This window comes from Intestinimonas butyriciproducens (assembly GCF_004154955.1).
In the GTDB taxonomy this organism is placed as follows: Bacteria; Bacillota; Clostridia; order Oscillospirales; family Oscillospiraceae; genus Intestinimonas; species Intestinimonas butyriciproducens.
The window spans coordinates 406,782-426,654 of the sequence record NZ_CP011524.1 but is presented as its reverse complement, the minus strand read 5'-3'; the positions used below and the strand labels follow the sequence as shown (position 1 = coordinate 426,654).

Annotated in this window: 14 protein-coding genes; 13 read left to right on the top strand and 1 reads right to left on the bottom strand. The window is 58.2% G+C overall.

Features of this window, described 5'->3' with window-relative positions; translation table 11 throughout:
• Positions 1 to 3: 3 nt before the first annotated feature.
• From mobP3 to SRB521_RS02015, 4 genes are all read left to right on the top strand, one after another.
• Positions 4 to 1,962: a MobP3 family relaxase gene (gene mobP3 / locus SRB521_RS02030; protein ID WP_116721463.1), complete on the top strand. Its 1,959-nt coding sequence runs from the start codon at positions 4 to 6 to the stop codon at positions 1,960 to 1,962.
• 12 nt (positions 1,963 to 1,974) lie between these two features.
• Positions 1,975 to 2,880 (top strand): DUF3991 and toprim domain-containing protein, encoded by a 906-nt coding sequence (locus SRB521_RS02025; RefSeq protein WP_116721464.1) that lies wholly within the window; start codon positions 1,975 to 1,977, stop codon positions 2,878 to 2,880.
• Positions 2,881 to 2,996: 116 nt separating this feature from the next.
• Positions 2,997 to 4,814 (top strand): type IV secretory system conjugative DNA transfer family protein, encoded by a 1,818-nt coding sequence (locus SRB521_RS02020; protein WP_116721465.1) that lies wholly within the window; start codon positions 2,997 to 2,999, stop codon positions 4,812 to 4,814.
• Positions 4,811 to 5,068 (top strand): helix-turn-helix domain-containing protein, encoded by a 258-nt coding sequence (locus tag SRB521_RS02015; RefSeq protein WP_006572730.1) that lies wholly within the window; start codon positions 4,811 to 4,813, stop codon positions 5,066 to 5,068. Before SRB521_RS02020 ends, SRB521_RS02015 begins: the two co-directional genes overlap by 4 nt.
• A 195-nt stretch (positions 5,069 to 5,263) precedes the next feature.
• Here the strand turns inward: SRB521_RS02015 and SRB521_RS02010 are convergent, their stop codons facing one another.
• A complete protein-coding gene (locus SRB521_RS02010; protein WP_116721466.1) occupies positions 5,264 to 5,479 on the bottom strand; it encodes a helix-turn-helix domain-containing protein in 216 nt (71 codons plus the stop codon).
• A 167-nt stretch (positions 5,480 to 5,646) separates the two neighbouring features.
• Between SRB521_RS02010 and SRB521_RS02005 the strand changes: the two genes are divergently transcribed.
• The 9 genes from SRB521_RS02005 to SRB521_RS01965 all read left to right on the top strand — a co-directional run bounded on the left by SRB521_RS02005 (position 5,647) and on the right by SRB521_RS01965 (position 19,725).
• Positions 5,647 to 6,201, top strand: a complete 555-nt coding sequence (locus SRB521_RS02005) for an SLOG family protein (protein ID WP_116721467.1) — start codon at positions 5,647 to 5,649, stop codon at positions 6,199 to 6,201.
• Between the two features lie 149 nt (positions 6,202 to 6,350).
• Positions 6,351 to 7,724 (top strand): ABC transporter substrate-binding protein, encoded by a 1,374-nt coding sequence (locus SRB521_RS02000; protein ID WP_116721468.1) that lies wholly within the window; start codon positions 6,351 to 6,353, stop codon positions 7,722 to 7,724.
• Positions 7,725 to 7,746: 22 nt separating this feature from the next.
• Entirely contained in the window at positions 7,747 to 9,339 is a 1,593-nt protein-coding gene (locus SRB521_RS01995) for a helix-turn-helix transcriptional regulator (RefSeq protein ID WP_116721469.1), read from the top strand.
• Between the two features lie 174 nt (positions 9,340 to 9,513).
• Positions 9,514 to 9,867 carry a hypothetical protein gene (locus tag SRB521_RS01990; protein WP_116721470.1) on the top strand — a complete coding sequence of 118 codons (354 nt, stop codon included), beginning with the start codon at positions 9,514 to 9,516 and terminating at the stop codon, positions 9,865 to 9,867.
• On the top strand, positions 9,864 to 12,284 hold the full coding sequence (locus SRB521_RS01985) for a histidine kinase N-terminal 7TM domain-containing protein (protein WP_165366525.1): 2,421 nt from the start codon (positions 9,864 to 9,866) through the stop codon (positions 12,282 to 12,284). The genes SRB521_RS01990 and SRB521_RS01985 overlap by 4 nt, the downstream gene beginning before the upstream one ends.
• Positions 12,277 to 13,719 carry a sensor histidine kinase gene (locus SRB521_RS01980; protein WP_116721472.1) on the top strand — a complete coding sequence of 481 codons (1,443 nt, stop codon included), beginning with the start codon at positions 12,277 to 12,279 and terminating at the stop codon, positions 13,717 to 13,719. The genes SRB521_RS01985 and SRB521_RS01980 overlap by 8 nt, the downstream gene beginning before the upstream one ends.
• Positions 13,704 to 14,321 (top strand): response regulator transcription factor, encoded by a 618-nt coding sequence (locus SRB521_RS01975; RefSeq protein WP_116721473.1) that lies wholly within the window; start codon positions 13,704 to 13,706, stop codon positions 14,319 to 14,321. Before SRB521_RS01980 ends, SRB521_RS01975 begins: the two co-directional genes overlap by 16 nt.
• Positions 14,322 to 14,471: 150 nt before the next feature.
• Positions 14,472 to 14,840 (top strand): hypothetical protein, encoded by a 369-nt coding sequence (locus tag SRB521_RS01970; protein WP_075705364.1) that lies wholly within the window; start codon positions 14,472 to 14,474, stop codon positions 14,838 to 14,840.
• Positions 14,841 to 15,081: 241 nt separating this feature from the next.
• A complete protein-coding gene (locus SRB521_RS01965) occupies positions 15,082 to 19,725 on the top strand; it encodes an S-layer homology domain-containing protein (RefSeq protein WP_129868760.1) in 4,644 nt (1,547 codons plus the stop codon).
• The last annotated feature ends 148 nt before the right edge of the window (positions 19,726 to 19,873 follow it).

Below are 19,873 nucleotides of genomic sequence, written 5' to 3'. Positions count from 1 at the left end.
CTCATGGCAAAGCTCGTACAGAAAAGCGGCTACATCAAATCCGAAAAGGCCGGCGGGTACATGAAATACATTGCCACCCGCGAAGGTGTGGAGAAGCTGACCGGCAACGGTCCCGTCACCAAAGGACAGCGGGAACTGATCCAAAAGATCCTGCATGATTTCCCTGATGCCGTGGAGCTGTTCGAGTATGAGGATTACCGTAAGACGCCTACCCTTGGTACCGCATCAGCCTTCATCACCATGGCGCTGGATGCAAACCTCCACGAAATAAATTCTGAGAGCGGATACCTGTCCTACATTGCCACCCGCCCCCGTGTGGAGCGCCGCGGGGCCCATGGCCTGTTCAGCTCCGCCGCCGCAGTAGACCTCGACGCAGCCATGTCCGAGCTGGAAGCCCATGACGGAAATGTGTGGACCATCATCTACTCCCTGCGCCGTGAGGATGCTGCCCGGCTGGGGTACGACAATGCGGACGCATGGCGCGGCCTGCTCATGATGCACGCACAGGATCTGGCCAAGGCCATAAAGATACCGGCTGATCACTTCCGCTGGTATGCGGCCTTCCACAATGAGGGGCATCACCCCCACATCCACATGATGGTCTGGTCAGACGATCCGAAGGAGGGCTTCCTGACCAGGGAAGGCATTGCGACCATGCGCTCCAAGCTGACCAACACCATCTTCCGGGATGAGATGATCCAGATCTACGAGCGGAAGGATGTTGCCTATAAAGAGCTGATCGAAGTGGCGCAGGATACCATGCGGGAGCTGATTCAGAAGATGGAGCATCAGCTCTGCGACAACCCTGTCATCGAGAAGCAGATGCGCCAGCTGGTGCAGGCGCTGGAAACCACCACCGGGAAAAAGCAGTATGGCTATCTGAAGAAACCGCTCAAAGCATTGGTGGACACCATCGTGGACGAGCTGGCCCGGCAGCCGGAAGTAGCAAAGTGCTATGAAACCTGGAATCAGATCCGGGATGAGCTGAACGAGTGCTATGGCAGCCGTACACCGCGGGAGCATCTCCCGCTCTCTCAGCAGAAAGAGTTCCGCCGGATTAAAAACGATATCATCCGGGAGGCCGAGAACATCCGCCTCGGCCTCCCGACTTTTGAAGATGAGAAGATGCAAGATGAGCCGGAGCCGGAGGCGGCACATGAGGGGCAGCGATCCAGCAGCGTATATGAACAGGCTCGACGCTATCGTGCCGCCAAAACGGTTCTGAAGGATGTCTATGCGCTGGATGAGGAACACGCCGAAGCCGTCCGGGTGCTGGAACAGCTCTGGGTGGAAGGATACACGGTGGCGGCGCATCAACTGGGAAAGTTCTACCGGGATGATCTCTCCACCATGCGGGATCATGAAAAAGCGGAGCGTTGGTTTCGCTTATCCGCAGAGGCCGGAAATGACTTTTCGGCATATGCACTCGGGAAGCTCCTGCTCTCTCAAAAGCGCACCGATGAGGCGGTGCGCTGGCTGGACAAGGCCGCCGGGCATGGGAATCCGTTTGCCCAATACCGCCTTGGGAAGCTCTGTCTCACCGGTGAGTCCGTAAAGAAGGATGTGAGAAAAGCTCTGGAGTACCTGACTGCCGCCGCCAGACAAGGAAACCCGTTTGCTCAGTACACACTGGGCAAGCTGTATCTCCTGGGCCGGGATGTGGAACAGGATCGGGAGCAGGCCAGGGATTGGTTCACCCGCTCCGCTGCCCAGGGCAATGCGTATGCTCAATTCTTCCTTGACCGCTTTGACCAGTTCCGAGATCCGTCCGTCATGCTGGCGGCAACCAAGCTGCTCCATCACATGAGCCGGATCTTCCGGGACAATTCCATGCCGCCTCGCAATCCGGCAGGGATTCGCATTGATTCCAAACGGCGCAAGCGGCTGACGGAAAAGCGGATGGCCATGGGCCACAAGGCGGATGATCATGAGGAGCAGGTATCCTATCAGCAGACCATGTAACAGGAGGAGCCTATGTCGACTTACATTCATTTCACGGAAAAACAGAAGCAGCGAGCCGCCTCCGTTGATCTGGAGGAGTTCCTCCGCTGCCGGGGCGAAAAGCTCCTTGCCTCCGGCAGAGAGAAACGGCTGGCCCGTGACCATAGTGTCACCATCCGCGGCAACGAGTGGTACGATCATGCCGAGGAGCGGGGCGGCCACGCCGTCAGCTTCGTGCAGCGGTTTTATCACCTCAGCTATCCGGAGGCGGTGACCATGCTTCTGGGAGGCGAGCTGGGAACGGTTTATCCCTCTGCCGAAGAACGGGTAGATGAGCCGCCGAAGCCCTTTGTCCTTCCGCCGGCCAATTCCAATATGCGCCGGGTCTATGCCTATCTGGTCAAGCACCGGAATATCGACCGGAGCGTTGTGGCGCACTTTGCAAGAGAGAAGCTGCTGTATGAAGACGCCGATTACCACAATGCGGTTTTCGTGGGTACGGATGAAGACGGCGTCCCCCGCCATGCCCACAAGCGCAGCGCCAACAGCTTCGGCAAAGCCTTCCGGCTCAATGTGGAGGGCTGCGATCCCCGCCACAGCTTCCACCACATCGGCACAGATGGGAGCCTCTATGTGTTCGAAGCTCCCATCGATATGCTCTCCTACATCACGCTCCATCCGGAGGGCTGGCAGAGCCACAGCTATGTGGCCTGCTGCGGCACCTCCATTCAGCCGGTGCTGAAGCTGCTGGAGCGGCAGCCGCAAATCAATACGGTCCTGCTCTGCCTCGACAATGACGAGGCTGGCCATCTGGCCAGCCGGCGCATGAAGGAACAGCTGGCAGAGAGGTACACGGTGGAAAGGCTCATTCCCGCACACAAGGATTGGAATGATGATCTGACCGCTGAGGAACCGTCCTACGCACAAGTCATGCAGTAAATAACAACAACGCACACCACTTCCTGTTCGCCCGAAGTAGGCCGTAACAAGAGTGATGTGCGCATTCAGAAGTATGGAACCGAGCAGGAAGTGGTGTGCCCTGAAAGGGGTTAACCATGCCACACCAAGTCCTGATTTTGTTGGCCGCCGGCGGGCTGATGTTTCTGGTCATCGGCTGTCTGGCCGCCTTGTCCCACTACTATACCCTGAGCGGGATCAAATCCAAAACGGTCGGCGACGGCCAGCACGGCACCGCAAGATGGGCCACAGCCAAAGAGATCCGGCAGACCTATGCCCATGTCCCCTTCGAGGTGAAGAAATGGCGCAGCGGCCAGAACCTGCCCACGGAGCAGGGGCTGGTGCTGGGGTGCAAGGGAAAGAAAGGCGAACTCACCGCCCTCGTGGACAGCGATGACATCCACTGCCTGATGATCGGCGCTTCCGGCATCGGCAAGACCGCCTATTTTCTCTATCCCAATCTGGAGTACGCCTGCGCCAGCGGCATGAGCTGGCTGGCGCTGGACAGCAAGGGCGACCTCGCCCGCAATTACGGCGCCATTGCCAAGAACTGCTATGGGTATCAGAATGTGGCCGTGATCGACCTGCGAAATCCCACCCGCTCAGACGGTAACAATCTGCTGACGCTGGTCAACCGGTATATGGACATTGCCCGGAGTGACCCGAACAATCTCGCGGCCCGGGCCAAGGCCGAGAAATACGCCAAAATCCTGTCCAAGACCATCGTCAATCCGGACGGCGATGACAGCAACCGCGGCCAGAACGCTTTCTTCTACGATGCGGCGGAAGGGCTTCTCACCTCGGTCATCCTGATGCTGGCCGAGTTCCTGCCGCCCGATAAAGACCACCCCCAGGAGCGCCGCCATATCGTCTCCGTGTTCAAGCTGGTGCAGGATCTGCTGGAGCCCAGCCGTGTCAAGGGCAAGAGCCACTTCCAGCTCCTGATGGCAAAACTGCCGCCGGATCACAAGGCGAGGTGGTTTGCCGGTGCCGCCCTCAACAGCGCCGAGCAGGCAATGGCCTCCGTCATGTCCACCGTGCTGTCCCGCTTGAATGCCTTTCTGGACAGCGAGCTGGAGCAGATCCTGTGCTTCGACAGCGCCATTGACGCTGAGAAGTTTGCTTCGGAGAAGTCTGCCATCTTCCTGATCCTGCCGGAAGAAGACACAACCAAGAACTTCATGGCCGGTCTCATGATCCAGAACCTGAGCCGGGAGCTGTTCGCTGTGGCCGATGAGAACGGCGGCAAGCTGAAAAACCGGGTGGTGCTTTTCTGTGACGAATTCGGCACCATGCCCCCGTTTGATATACTGCCCCTTTTCTCCGCTGGACGCTCTCGCCGGTTAACGCTCGTGCCGATCATCCAGTCCTTAGCGCAGCTCGAAAAAAACTACGGGAAAGAGGGCCGCGAGATCATTCAGGACAACTGCCAGGACACCATCTTCGGCGGCTTTGCACCCAACAGCCAGACCGCCGAAGTGCTGTCCAAAGCCCTGGGCAGCCGCACCGTCCTCTCCGGCTCGGTGAGCCGTGGCAAGAACGATCCCAGCCAGAGCCTGCAGATGATGGAGCGCGCCCTACTGACGCCCGACGAGCTAAAATCCATTCCCAAGGGCAGCTTTATCGTCATGAAAACCGGCACTCATCCCATGCGGACCCGGCTCCAACTCTTCTTAAACTGGGGCATTACCTTCGGGGAGCCGTATGTGGTGCCGGAGAGAGCCAACCGAGCGGTGGCCTATGCCAACCGGGTGGATCTGGAGCGGAATCTCCCGCAGCTCAGTGAGCCGGAGGAGATGAACGAAAGCCGCGGCTATGCGGTATCCAGCCGGGGCGGCATCGCCCATGCTCCGGCTCAGGAGAGGGCTGTAAAAAGAGGAAAGCAAATGAAGACATTCGGAGAGGAGGAACGATGAGTTACTTCGGAACGATTTACGCCGACACTGAGCTTCCCTCCAGAGCGAAGGCGGTCTATATGTACCTGCGGGATCGCTCCGATGCCGAGGGAAAGTGCTGGCCGGGCATTAAGACCATTGCCTCGGACATGAAGCTGTCCCGCTCCACGGTCAAGCGGGCGCTGCACGATCTGGAGCAGCACGGCTATCTGAAAAAGGCTTCCCGGCACAGGCCGAATGGGAGCAGCACCTCCAATCTCTATACCGTGAAATAAAAGAGAGAGTGGTTTGTACCAAAATGTAGTACAAACCACTCTCTGAATCAATGGCAATTTCAAAATCTTCCGCCAAGGGAGAACTGCGCCCATTCGCTGGACCCAGGAGCGGTTCATTGTGAACCACCCAGAAGGACTCACTCTATCAGAGATTTAGGTCAGAGAAAAGACTTATCATCATCTTAATGAAAAATCTTACTTCTCAAGTCGAAATTTCAGCAGCAGATACGGCTCCACTTCAAGGACGGTGGCTATCCTAAACAGCAGATCCAGAGACAGGCCATGACTCATGCCGGGCGCTTCAACGGACGCGAGATGCTGGCGGCTAATATCAAGGATCTCTGCCAACTGTTCCTGGGAATATCCCTTTTTCTTGCGATAGTATCCGATAGCATAAGACAGGTTTTCCATGCGCTCGGAAAAGTCAAAATCCCATTCCAGAGTTATCACCACCTTACGGAATTAGTTTATCCGAAGGCAGCGCATACTAAAATTAACCCTAAAGCATTATTGATGCTTATAAAGCGTCAATATATAATTAAAACACTATTTTGTTCGATGTTATGTGAGGTGTCAATATGACAAGGGGACTTGCCTGTGCCATCATCGGCCATAGACCGACACGCTTTCGCTTCAAATATGATGAAAACAACAACGGCTGCAAGCGGATCAAGAAACGCATCCGGGATCAGTTGATCCAGCTCTATGAGCAAGGCTTTCGCCAGTTTTGGGTAGGCGGCGCTCTGGGCGTGGATATGTGGGCCGGGGAGATATTGCTGCGGCTCAAAGAACAGCCGGAATATAGCGAGATCCAACTGAAGATCGCTCTGCCCTTTGAGGGCCACGACACAGACTGGGAAGATCGCAGCCGCAGCCGTATGTCTTTTCTGATCCGACACAGTGCGGAAACGGTTATCGTGGGTAATAAAGAAGCGCCCCCGGCGGTCAATTACCGGAGACGCAACGAGTATATGGTGGACCGTGCAGGCTACTTACTGGCAGTCTATGACAACGACCGTTCTATCCGCAGCGGAACGGGAATGACCGTCAACTATGCCAGAAAAAAGGGGCTACCCATCACTCTGATCCACCCGGATAAGGCAACGATATCAAAAGAAAAACCTGAACGATGAAAACTACCCGCTGCGGATAGGGCAGGTTTATGGAATCCATGTTATACTGAACTGAAATGGATACTCCACGAAATGAATTCAATAAAGTATCCTGTTTCAACTGGCTTTTTTTACCCTCAGCAGATATAATGAAAACGAGGTGATGCGATGTGAAGGTACGAAGAATTGCGGCGTTTTTGCTGGCAGGTATCTTGCTGGCCTACTGCTGCGCGAGCTGTTCCGACACGGCCAAAAAAGAAGAGACGCCGACCACCATTACGGTCTGGCACGTCTATGGCGGTCAGACAGATTCCCCACTCAACGACCTCATCGATGCGTTCAACCAGACGGTGGGAAAGGAGCAGCGGATCAACGTGCAGGTCACCTCCGTGTCCAACACCAACACCATCCACGAGCTGGTGCTGGCCGCCGCCAACGGAGAGCCGGGAGCTCCGGAGCTGCCCGACCTTTTCGTATCCTATCCCAAGACGGTGATGGCGCTGCCCGACGACAGCATTCTGGTGGACTATCAGGACTACTTCAGCGAGGAAGAACTGTCCGCTTTCCTGCCGGCTTTCGTGGAAGAGGGGATCGTCAATGACCGGCTGGTGGTCCTTCCCGTGGCGAAATCCACAGAGATCATGTATATCAACCAGACGATCTTCGACCGCTTCTCCCAGGCGACCGGCGTGACGCTGGCGGACCTGGACACCTGGGAGGGGCTTTTCAAGGCAGCAGAGGTCTATGCGGACTGGACCGACGCTCAGACGCCGGATATTCCGGGCGACGCCAAGTCCATGTTCGTTCACGACTACTATTTCAACTATTTCCAGGTGGGGGCGGAATCCCTGGGCGAGGATTTCTTCCAGGGTGACAAGCTGGCCTTTGGCCCCGCATTCCAGGCGGCGTGGGAGCCGCTGGCCCGGGCCGCGCTTCGTGGGGGCGTCTGGCTCAAGGGCGGTTACGCCACAGAATCCATCCGCACCGGCGACAGCATTGTGAGCGTGGCATCCTCGGCCAGCATCCTCTATTACAGCGATGTGGTAACTTATCCGGACAATACCTCCGAGGAGATCACTATCATCTCCCGGCCCTGTCCGGTCTTTGAAAACGGGGAAAAGCTGGTCATGCAGCGCGGAGCCGGTTTCTGCACCGTACGCTCCACCCCAGAGAGGGAGCAGGCCGCCGTGACCCTCCTCAAGTGGCTGACCGAGCCGGACCACAATGTGGAGTTCGTGACCCGAACGGGCTACATGCCGGTGACTCGGGCCGCCTTTGAAAACGAACTGCCGAAGGCCATCGAGGGACTGGAGAGCGCCAAATACGCCTCCCTCTATCAGGCGTACCTGGATACCCAGGCAAACTATGAGTTTTATGTGCCGCCCCAGCTGGAGAGCTATCTGAGTCTGGAAACGACCCTGGAAGATCAGGTGCGCTCACAGCTTGCGCTGGGCCGTCAGGATTATCTGGGGGCCGGAGAAACCGGATTGGAGCAGATCAGCGCAGAGCGGCTCCAGGCCTTCCGGGAGATCATGGAGCGATAAACAAAAGAGAGGAGGAAACACCGTGCTGAACAAATTCCGGGAGTTGCGGGCGCTGAACGCCTTTGCCAAAAAGCAGAGCGTGGGCATGCAGAGAAAACTGATGCTCTACTGGGTGTCCATGATCCTGGTGGTCTTTGCGGCGGTGATCCTCCTTCTGTCCATCGCCGGGGCCTTTTCCCAAAACGACGAGCAGCTCCATGAGGTGATGGAGCTGCAACTGAAAAATACACAGGATAGCCTGGCCAGTCGCCTGGATCGGCTGACCGCCCAGAGCTTGAATCTCTCCAAAGAACTCAGCCGCGAGATCGAAGGGGAGCTGGTACGGGAGGGCATTTCACTGCAAGAGGTCAACGATGACCCGGAGCGGCTGCTGAAGCTGCAGCAGATCATGTACCCGCTGGTCAATACCACCCTCCAGACCGCCAACTGCAACGGAGCCTATGCAATTTTGAATGCCACGGCCAATACCACCCTGGAGGTGGCAGACCACTCCAGAAGCGGGATCCACCTGCGTTACACCAACCTCAGCGCCAGCAATCCGGTTGCCCCTACCGTGGTCTACTTCCGCGGTATCCCGGATATTGCCCGGCAAAAGGATCTGGAGTTGCACAATCGGTGGAATCTGGAATTTGACACCGATCAGATCCCGGGCTGCCGGGAGCTGATGGACACGCCCTTGGACCGCCCTGCGCAGCGCTATTTCTGGTCCCGCCGCATCGACCTGAAGGATACTTGGGAATCTGCTATACTGCTGTGCGTCCCCATCGTGGGCAGCGATGGGAGCGTATACGGCGTCTGCGGCGTGGAGCTCAGCGCGCTGTACTTCCAGCTGTCCTATCCCGCGGCGGAGGGGCAGTTCGGCTCCGCCGTTACCGTTCTGGCTCCTATTCAGGACAGCCGTCTTCTGCTGTCGGATGGATTGGTGGGCAGCGTCAACGGTACCTATCTGGACGGTCAGGAGACGCTCGCCATCCATCAGGGACGATACTATAACGAATATGACACAGGCGCCGAGCGGTATATCGGCCTGCATCAGACCATCTCCATCTCCAAGGGAGAGGCGGAGGACACCGCCTGGGCCGCTGCGATCCTGATCCCCCAGGACAGTTATGCGGCATACACCGCTGAAATACAAAAAACATGGATCATTGCGGCCCTGGGACTGCTGGTGGTGCTGCTGGCCCTCTCCTTCTTCCTGGCGCGGAGATTTGTCCGGCCTATTACCGACAGCCTGAAGCGGTTCCAGCAGGAAGAACTGCCGGAACAGGGGCTGTCCTCCGGGATCTCGGAGGTGGATGAACTGGCGGAGTTTCTCAACGCCCGGGCCCGGAACCAGCGTCTGGAGCAGGGGGAACTTCCCCCCAACGTCGCAGAGCTCTTCGACCAGTTTGTGGCACGGAAGGATCTGCTGACAGAGGCAGAGCGGAACATTCTCCGCTACTACATCGATGGACGCGAGATCGCGGACATCCCGGATCTGGCATTTATCAGCATGAGCACAGTCCGGAAGCACAACCGGAGCATCTACGAGAAGCTGGGGGTCGCCTCCCGGGACGAGCTGATGCTCTACATTGACCTGCTCCGCCGGTGCGGACGGCTCCAGGAGCTGTTTTGATGCACCACCCACAATACAGCAAAGCGCACAAAACCAAAGGATTGGTTTTGTGCGCTTTCTCTATTATCCAATGGATACCTTTTGCAAAAAACGGGAAAAAGTATCCGGCAGACCATATACGCACGCTCCCTCCTCCTGTTATAACAGGAACAGAAAGGAAAGGAGGCGCGCCCTATGAGAAACTTGTTGTTCGGTCATCTGGAGGACTGCTCCACGCCCCAGTATTTCTGCTTTTCCATCCGCTGCGAGGTGTGCGGAGAATTTTGGTACAGCAGCAGCATCCCCTTTTCCAAAGCGCTGCAGGCGGCGGAACACCGGGAGAAGAAGGAACTCTATGACGCCATCTATCAGCGGGAGAAGCAGCGGGCCATGCAGGCGGCCGGTCAGGAGGCCAGGGAGCGGTTCAGCCAGTGCCCCATCTGCCGGCGGCTGGTCTGCGACGCCTGCTTCCTCATCTGCGATGAGATGGATCTGTGCCGGGAATGTGCCGGCCGGATGGAGGAGTCCGGGGAGCCGGTGGCTCCATGAAGGGGCGTTGGCTGCCGCTCCTCCTGCTGTGCCTGATCCTGGCTGGGTGCGGCACGGTGGACGCAGGGGACCGTCTGATCGCCGGAGCGGAGGGCGCTGAGGCATACAGCGCGGCTCTCGTTCCCTTCCTCCCCGGGTATTCCCTTCAGACGGCAGAGGATACCCTCTACGCGGAGGTGAGCCGAGGCAGCGCCGTGGCCTGCTTTGATGTACAGGCCATCCCGGCGCTGGAGCGGGGCATCGGCCGGTATTGGTATCCCCATGTCACGGCCACCGTGATCCTGGCGGTAGACCGCACGCGGACGGATGCGGTCATCACCGGCTGGAACAGCCTACGGGAGAGCCCGGTGCCCGTAGGCATCAGCAGCAGCTCCGTGAACAGCAATATGCTGGCTCTGGGCGCCCTGTCCTACGGGCTGGACCGGGAGGCGCCCTCCAAGCGTGACGCTCTGGAGCTGCTGGAACACCTTAGTCAGAACGGCGGCTTTGAACTGGACGCGCCGGACGCCCCTATTCTGATCTGTCTGGACTGGGAGGCCGCCGCGTGGAACCGGAACGGAGGAAATTATGAGATCATCGTGCCGGCGGAGGGCACGCTGTCCTGCCGTATGGGGCTGCTCTCCGATATCCCTCTGACGCTGGAGCCGGGGCTGGATGAAACCCTTCTGTCAGCAGGGCTGCCCCTGGCGGACGGAGAGAGACCGGCTGATTTTCCCGATGATTACCGGTCGGCCCGTACCCTGAGCGAGGAGGACTACGGCTGGTTTCTGAAACTGACCGGGGACAGCAGCCGGGACCTGCGCCGGCAGGTGCTCCACATCCGGCGCTATACCACAGCAGATCTCCGGGAGCATATTTTATCCGCCCTGCTCATCGCCGCCGCCATCCTGCTGTGGAAGGGGACGGTATCCCATCGGATGATCCGCCGGGATGTCCGCCGAGTAGTCGGGGTCATGGGCTGGCTGATGGTGGGATGGTTGCTGCTGCGCCTGTTCAAATATCAGCTGACAGCAGATGGGCTTCTGTGCCGGATGTGCTGGTACGGCTATTACATCTTTCAGCTTGCCCTTCCGGTAACGCTGCTGTATCTGGCCGTAATCCTGGACCATCCGGAGGGTGAGAAAAAGCCGCTGCGCCCTCTGTGGCCGCCTCTGGCCTGCTATGCCCTCTCTGTGCTATTGGTACTCACAAACGATCTCCACCAGCTGGTGTTTCGTTTTGACCCGGCCGGGGACTGGGCCTCAGACTACCGGTACGGTCCGGGATACTGGGGCGTAATGGCTTTATTCCTCCTGTTCCTGGCCTGCGCAGTCTGGAAGCTGCTCCACAGGGGGCGGTATAGCCCCTACTGGGCCGGCAGGGTGGTTCCGCTGCTGTTCTGCGTGGGATTGCTGGCCTACATCACTGCTTACATCAGGCGGGTGCCTCTGGCGTGGGAGAGCGATCTTACCGTGAACATCTGCGTGCTGTCCGCCCTGTTTTTTGAGTCGGCCCTCCACGCGGGGTTTATCCCGGTCAATCTTCAGTATCAGCGCCTGTTCACCGCCACTCCCATTGGGCTGATGCTGCTGGATGAGCAGGGCCGCACCGTCCTGTCCTCCCGGGGCGCGCCTCCCGTCTCCCGCTCCATCTGGCGGAGGATCTCCATGGATATGGCCCATCCGCTGCTGCGGGACAGCGACACCCAGCTTCACGCGGTTCCTATTCACGGCGGTATGGCGGTATGGCAGGAGGACCTCTCCCAGCTCAACCGGCTGCGCAGGGAGATCCAGGCTGTGCAGGCCCGTCTGGAGGCGGCCAACGCCCTGCTGCGTGAGGAGGGCGATGTGAAAAAGCGCCTGCTGGCTGCGGAGACAAACCGCGCCATGTTTGAACAGCTGGACCGGGACATGGAGCGCCGCATCCAGACGCTGGGACGGCTGATCGAGGCTCTGCCGGAGACCCCCCATCCCCGGGACCTGACCGCCTACATCACTCTTTGCCTGTGCCATATCAAACGCAGATGCAATCTGTTTTTCCTGGCACGTCAGGGGGATGGACTGCCCGGAGAGGAATTGAGCATTTATCTGGATGAGCTGGCAGAACTGGCCCGCTATGCAGGACTGCAGCTGCTCATCCGCTGCGGGCAGCGTGGAGTGCTGGAGATCCGCAGGGCGGCACTGTGCTACGACTTTGCCTTTGAAGCCATATCCTGGGCCCTGCGGGAGAACGCCTCTCCTCTGCTGGGGTATCTGGAGCCGGAGGGCGCCCATCTGGTTTTCCGCTTTCTTCCGGGCGGTAATCCCGGACAATGGCGCTTTTCGGAGGAACTGACGACGGCGGTTGCCGCGCTGGGCGGTCAGATCGCCTGCAAGGATCTGGACGATGCCGTTGGGATCTGCATGACGCTGCCCTTGGGAGGTGAGTCCTGTGGCTGAATTTTACCGGTTTCCCCATTGGGCGCTGACCACATTGGTGATGGCGGCCGCCCTGTGCATCGTGTTTCAAACAAGGGCCATCTCTTACAGCATCCGACGTCTGCCCACCGGCTGGGTGCGCCGGGTGGAAAATGGGATGGAGTGCGCCATCCTCGGGGTGCTGTTCCTCTTCGCCGCCCTTCTTGCACAGGTGCAGTATGGGCTGTTCTGCGGCTTTTTGGCGCCCAGCGCCTACGACCTTGTCCGGCAGGCGGTGTTTTTGCTGACTGCGGTGCTGGGAACCACCGCCGCGGTGGGGATGGAACTGATCTGGCCGTTTTTTGCCGTGGGCGGGGCGGCTGTCCTGCTCCCCCTGACAGAGACGGTCACAGGGCCCGCCTATCCCGTCTTTTTTCTGATGAGTATGGCGTTCTTCCTGCTGCGCAGCGTACATATCTGCCTGTTGCGCCGGCGGGAGCTCTACACCCAGCTCTCCTCCGTATCTGTCAAGGAAGCCATTGATACCCTGCATACCGGTTTGCTGTTCTTTCGGCGGTCGGGGGAGCTCCTGCTGTGCAACCGCAGCATGGAGGCGCTGGCACGGCAGATGACGGGGCAGCCGGTACAGGACGGAAGGCTGTTTCAGCGGCTGCTGGAGTGCGGCCCGCTGTGCGGCGGCTGCGCACGGGAAGTTCTGGGTGGACAGCAGGTGTTTCGCCTCCCCGATTCCTCCGTATGGAGCTTTTCCGCCCATGAGCTCCCCATGGGGCGCCGGACCATGCTTCTGCTGACTGCCGATGATGTCACGGAGCATTGGGACGCGGTGACCTTTCTTGCCCGGCAAAACCAGGCGCTGGAGCAGCGCGGACAGGAGCTTCGCAGCACCATTGCGCATTTACAGGCCATCTGTGAAGCGGAGGAGATCGCCCGAAGCAAGGCGAGGGTACATGACCTTTTGGGACAGCGGATCAGCCTGCTGCTCCGGGCGCTGCGGGATGACCGGCAGATGGATGAGTCGCTGCTGCTGGACTTTGCCCGCAGCCTTCCCACGGCCCTCCGGGAAGATCCCACGCCCAGCCCTGCTCATCGTCTGGAGATGCTGCGGGAGACCTTCCAGGGCATGGAGGTGTCGGTGGAGTTCCAGGGCGCGCTGCCGGAGGATGGGGCGGTGGCGGACAGTTTTGCCGAGATCGCCGTGGAATGTGTCACCAACGCCGTGCGCCACGGGTATGCCACCCGCATCCAGTTCCACTTTTTCCAGAATGACTGCTGGCGCATGACGGTCACCGACAACGGTATCCCGCCCGCCGGACCCATCCGGGAGGGCGGCGGCATCGGCGGGATGCGCCGCCGCATGGCCCGGCTGGGAGGCAGCATGGAGCTCTACACCTCCCCCCGGTTCCGCATTGAACTCTCTGTTCCAAAGGAGGCTGAGCGAACATGGCTAAAGTGCTGATCGTGGAGGACCACGCATCTATGCGGGAGTCCCTGACCACGGCGCTGACGGCTGCGGGAGACTTTTCTGTGGTAGGAGAAGTGCCCAATGCCGACTACGCCCTGGATTTCTGCCGCCACCTGCACCCCGACCTGGTGCTGATGGACGTTTGCACCGAGGGCGGCGCCTCTGGGCTGAAGGCGGTGGAGGCCATCCGCAAAACAGATCCGGAGGTCAAGATCATCGTCATGACCGCCTTTGACGAGATCACCTATATCCCCCGGGCCAGGGCCGCCGGGGCCAACGGCTTTGTCTACAAAAGCCGGAGCCTGCACGATTTTCTGGAGGTGGCCCGGACGGTGATGGCGGGGGGCAGCAGCTTCCCGGAGCCCAGGACCATTCCCATGCCCCAGGGAGAGGCTCCCCTCACCGACCGGGAGATGGAGGTACTCCGGCTGATGTGCAGACACATGACCAACAAAGAGATCGCCCAGGAGCTGTTTATCAGTGAAAACACCGTCAAGTATCACAAGATGAACATGCTGGGCAAGACCGGCTTTTCCAAGGCGGTGGATCTGGCCTTCTACATGATCTCCAACGGCTGGATCAATCCCCTGTATTAAAGAATTGCACTTCCTATCCACCGGCTTTGTGCCGGTGGATTTTTTGTTTCAGGGAAAAGACTACCCGCAGCGGGTAGGGTGCAAATTCGAAATAAGCTCTACAATAAATCTGTAATACAGAAGGTATGGGAGGTGGGGAGGCTGAAAACTGTGCTCCTGATTATGCGGCGGGCATCGCTGGCTCAGGGCCTGATGGCGAAAGTGCGGGACGCCCCGGGAATACAGCTGTGCTATGAGCCGGACTATGCCAACGCGGATGTGGCCATCCGCAGCCATCTGGCCTCTGGGGCACTGCTGGAGGTCTCCGAGGACGGCGATCACGGCATCGACTTCTGTCTGGCCCTGTGCGCATGGCTGCGGGAAGTCACGCCCCACTGCCGGCTCATGCTGATGTGCCCCGAAGGACAGCCGGAGGCTGTGAGCCGCGCCATCGAGGCTAAGCGTAGGGGCGAGATCGACGACTTTGTGTTTTATGATGTATCTCTGGACTATTTGGCCGCCAGTCTGCAATCCCTTTGAGATAGGCAAAGATCATTTTGAAATGGGGGGTACCCCCCATTTCAACGCCTACCGTGGTAGGCGTTGATCCGGCTCTGGTCGATTCGGTTTTATACACAAAGACGGCCTGGCGACGAACACCAAGAGACAACGGAAAAAGTGCTGCGGTTTTAGGGGGCAGAAGGGAGGAAAAAAGAGGCCGCACGCCGAGAAACAATGCGCGGACAATGGGTATCCAATCAAAATAGGAGGAAGATAGAACATGAGAAAACGAATTACCAGTTTACTGCTGACGCTGGTGATGCTGCTCTCTCTCGTGCCCGCCATGGGCGTGACGGCGAGCGCGGCGGACGATACTTACGGATACGGCAACATCAAGGACTGGAGCGGGTTTAAAAGCTATCTCAGTTCGCCCACTTCAAGAGATCTCACGCTGGAAAATGACATCGATTATACGACGGGATATGATGATGATGCGATCATTATAAAGAAAAGCCAAAAACTGGACCTGAACGGCCATAAGATCAGGATCGACGCAAGCAAGCGGGCGGAGTTTTACAACCTGATCACAATTCGCTCCGGCGAATTCACGCTGTACGACAGCAAGGGCGGCGGCGCGATCGAGGTTGAATTTGCGAGGGACTCCAAGGGGCACTGCATCATCATGATAAGCCCCGACAGTGCTGGCGCGCCTGCCAAATTCACAATGAACGGCGGCACGCTGACAAGGCTGAATCCGCTGAAATCGGGAGCCTATGGAAACAACGGCTGCATCAGCGACAACTATTTTGTTCCGTTCAAGGGCGGTGAGCGCCCGCAGATCACGATCAACGGCGGCACGATCAACTGCGCATACGATTGGAACAACAGGGAAAGGAACACCATATCGGGGGTTCAGTATATGCCGACGGCGCTGCTGCTGCGCTATTCGCAGCTCACGGTCAACGGCGGCACCTTCAACGGCATAGTCTGGACAGATGAGCTGTCATGGAGAGAGGGAGATGCGGAGCCGCGCGTTCTCCTCAACGGCGGCGTGTTCAACTTCCCGTTTGCGGTGACCGGCCTGCTGAAAAATAAGACGCAGATGGTCATAGACGGGGCGCGCTTCAACGATGGCCTTTATGTTGCCAAAGGCATAAAATTACTCTCTTATGAGGGGAACGAGCCGGCGATGCTGATCAAAAGCGGCGTATTTGACGCGTCCGGCCAGAATCTCAAGCTCGATATTCGCAGTGTCACCGCAGACGGATGGTACACTGCACAGGGCAGGCAGAAGGCGATAAAATATGCTATGAAGCTCTTCCCGAACAGCGCGATAAAGCTGAACGGGAATATCTATACCTCCGAGAACATCGGCTCGCGCGTGAAATATGCCGACACGGATGGTTACTACCTGAATCTCAACCTGAAGGGCCCCATCGAGGTCATCCCCAACGCATGGGGCATGAAGTCCGTCACGCTGGACGGCAACCCCATCAACTACTTCAAGGACTGGAAGGGCACCGTTGAGAATCTGACCAACGACAAAGCGCATACCCTCAAGTTCGAGTGGTATCCTCTGGCGAGTGATTTGGTAAATGCGGGCTATACCTATCGAACCAAGTGCGAGCATTATATCTCCGGTTCTTCCGCGGTACAGCAGACAGATACCATCGATGCCGATAAAACCTCGCATACGATCACCATTGAGAAAGGTGCACACCCCAAGGTCTATTCCTATGATTTGCAGCTGAATCTGGATAAGAACGGCAGCTCCGTCGGTATCATAAGCAACGAGCATATCGTTAAGCTGGTGGTGAGCGAAGCGGCAGATACCTTCATTTCTACCGTTTCGTTCAACGTGGACAAGGCTGACGTCGGTGCGCCGGGTGAATTGAGCTTCGAAGCAACGGACAAAAACGGAAAGCCCGTGGCAATCAACCCTGATGTAACGTGGGACCCCACCAACATCAAAGAGGGCATCAACCATGTCTCCTTTACGATTCCCGCCCCGGATGGCTATACCTTTAGCGGCGAGAACGGCAAGATCACGACCCTGAAGTTCGGCGGCGTGGATGTCATCGGCTACGTCGATGGCGACGGTGCGCTCAATTACAGCTTCCCCCTGGATGTAGTTCACCGGCATAAGGCAGATCACGTGAGCTATAACGCCAAGTATCACTGGGAGGCCTGCTCCTGCGGCCAGAAGATGATGAACACCAGCGAAAAGCACAACATGGGCGGTTGGGTCCCGGGCGCTACGCTTCCGAGCGGCGGCGTGGTATATAACCGCTCCTGCACCAGTGGCTGCGGCTATACCGAGACCACCATTGACTACTCCGGCGTGAAGCACGTCACCAGCCTTGTGCTGAACATGGAAAACTACCCCATGGACGGCATGAGACCGCATAACTTTGTGTATCAGGAAGGCGACGAAAAAGTCAAGGATGCCGATACGGATGAGTATTTTTATAAGCTGACCAAGCGCGATGATACGATCCCGTATCCGTCCTTCTCTATCGCGACCGGCAGCGAAAAGGTCAAGCTGTCCGCAACAAACCCGGAAGCCTATGAAGAGCCTGCCACAAATCCCGACTTTGCAAAGTGGACTACGGCAACTGGAACTCTTTGGCTCGTACCGGATGCGGATTACTCTAGTTATGAGCATGAGTTCAAGACCGGCGCTAAGTACAAGGCCCATTTGACGCTTGACGCCAAGGACGGCTATGCATTCTACGAAGATTTCAAAACCAACCAGGAGAACTTCAAGCTCTACACCGACATGGAAGGCATCACCATCGAACAGTACGGTGTCCGGCGGTGGTATTATGACAGCAAGAGACCTTCGTATGATGATCCGAATGTCCCCGAAGGTTGGGGCTGGTATACTCAGGCGCCTGATGACGATAGCGCCGGTGCCAGCAGGGTTCAGATCACGTTTGTGATCACCGCAAGAAACGAGGGCGAGCTGAACATCACCCTGCCGGAGCTGAAGGCCGGCGACGATCTCAAGACAACGTGGGCCGATTTTGAAGGTATTGGCGCTGGCAATTTCGTAAAGGACTGTTACGGTAGCGAGACAATGGCGTGGTGGGGCGGCCCCAGCTGTGTGATTCACAATAGTGCTGTCACCGGCGAGAGCGTGAGCGTGATCGCGCAGGCCGGACAGACCTACAGGCTGACCATCCCTGCTGTGAATGAATACGTTCTGGCACACACCACCATTAAGAATCCGACGGCCGCAACCCGGATTGACGAGAGTCCGGACGGCGCGATCACCGTAACCTACAAGCTGCCCGCCGCTGCCGACGATAAGACCGTGAACGGCGCAGCCGTCAGCATCACGCCTCCGGCCTACGGCGTTGCGCCCGACACCACGGCGACGGTTGCCGGTACTGCTCACTGCACGGCTTCCGCTGTGACGTGGAACCCCACTGATGCAGCATTTGAGGCGAAGGAGTATACCGCAACCGTTACGCTGACCGCAAACGATGGCTATACCTTCGCAAGCGATGCGGTATTTACCATCAACGGCCACATGGCTGACGTTACCAAGAATACGGACGGTAGCGTGACCCTCAGATACACCTTCCCGGCACTGACTGGGCCCCATACGCACACCTATGGCGGTAACTGGATCTTTGCAACGCCTGATACGCATATCCGTTACTGCACGGCGAACGACGGTTCTTACGAGGAAGTCCCGCACAGCATCACCAGCTGGACGGACAATGGCGACGGCACCCATACCGGCACCTGCACCGATTGCGGCTATGTAAAGACCGAGAACCACAGCTGGGTATTCGTTAGCGAGGTTGCGCCCACCGTGACCACGGAGGGGACTCGTCATTACAAGTGCTCTGCCTGCACGGCCACCAAGACCGAGAGCATCCCCAAGCTCACCGAGTACACCGTCACCGTGACCAGTGGCGGCAACGGCTCCGCTTCTGCGGATCACGCCAAGGCAGTCGCCGGGACAGAGATCAAGCTGACCGCCAAGGCCGACAGCGGCTATCACTTCAAGGAGTGGCAGGTCGTCAAGGGCGGCGTGGCCATCACGGACAACAAGTTCACCATGCCTGCCGAGGCTGTCGAGATCATGGCGATCTTCGAGAAGAACGCCTCCACCGGCGGTGGCGGCGGCGGTGTCACCACCTATTCCATCACTGTGAAGAGCGCCAAGAACGGCGATGTGACCGCCAGCCACAAGTCCGCCTCCAAGGGCACCACCGTCACCCTGACGGTCGATCCCGACAAGGGCTATGTGCTGGATACCCTCACCGTTCTGGACGGCAAGGACAAGGAGATCAAGCTGACTGAGAAAAACGGCAAGTATGTCTTTACTATGCCGTCCGGCAAGGTTACCGTAGCGGGCAGGTTCAAGGTCGAGCAGCCTGCCGGCAAGCATCCCTTCACGGACATTCCCTCCGGCGCTTATTATGAGAACGCTGTGATCTGGGCTGCGGACAAGGGCATCACCGGCGGCACCAGCGCCACTACCTTCGCCCCCAACGGCATCTGTACCCGCGCCCAGGCGGTCACCTTCCTGTGGAGGGCTGCCGGATCTCCCGCCCCCAAAAGCATGAACAGCTTTGCCGATGTCCCCGCGGATGCCTACTATGCCAAAGCGGTGGCCTGGGCCGTTGAGAACGGCATCACCAGCGGCACGGGCGGCGGTAAGTTCAGCCCCGACGCTACCTGTACCCGCGCTCAGATCGTCACCTTCCTGTACCGTGCGGCGGGCAGCCCTGCGGTCAGCGGAGGAAGTGTATTCAGCGATGTAAAGGCCGGCGCTTACTATGCCGACGCGGTCACATGGGCGGCGAACAAGGGCATCACCGGCGGGATCGGCAATGGCCTGTTTGGTTCGGATAACAACTGCACCCGCGCCCAGATTGTCACTTTCCTCTATCGGTATATGGAATAATAACAGGATATTCTTACCAAGCGGAGCGGTAAATGCCGCTCCGCTTTTTTGCGTTTTGTCCGAAATACTACCCGCTGCGGGTAGGGCGCAAAACAGCGGCACCCGGTAAAATGAAACCATAGTAGAGCGCAACGGAACAAAAACAGAA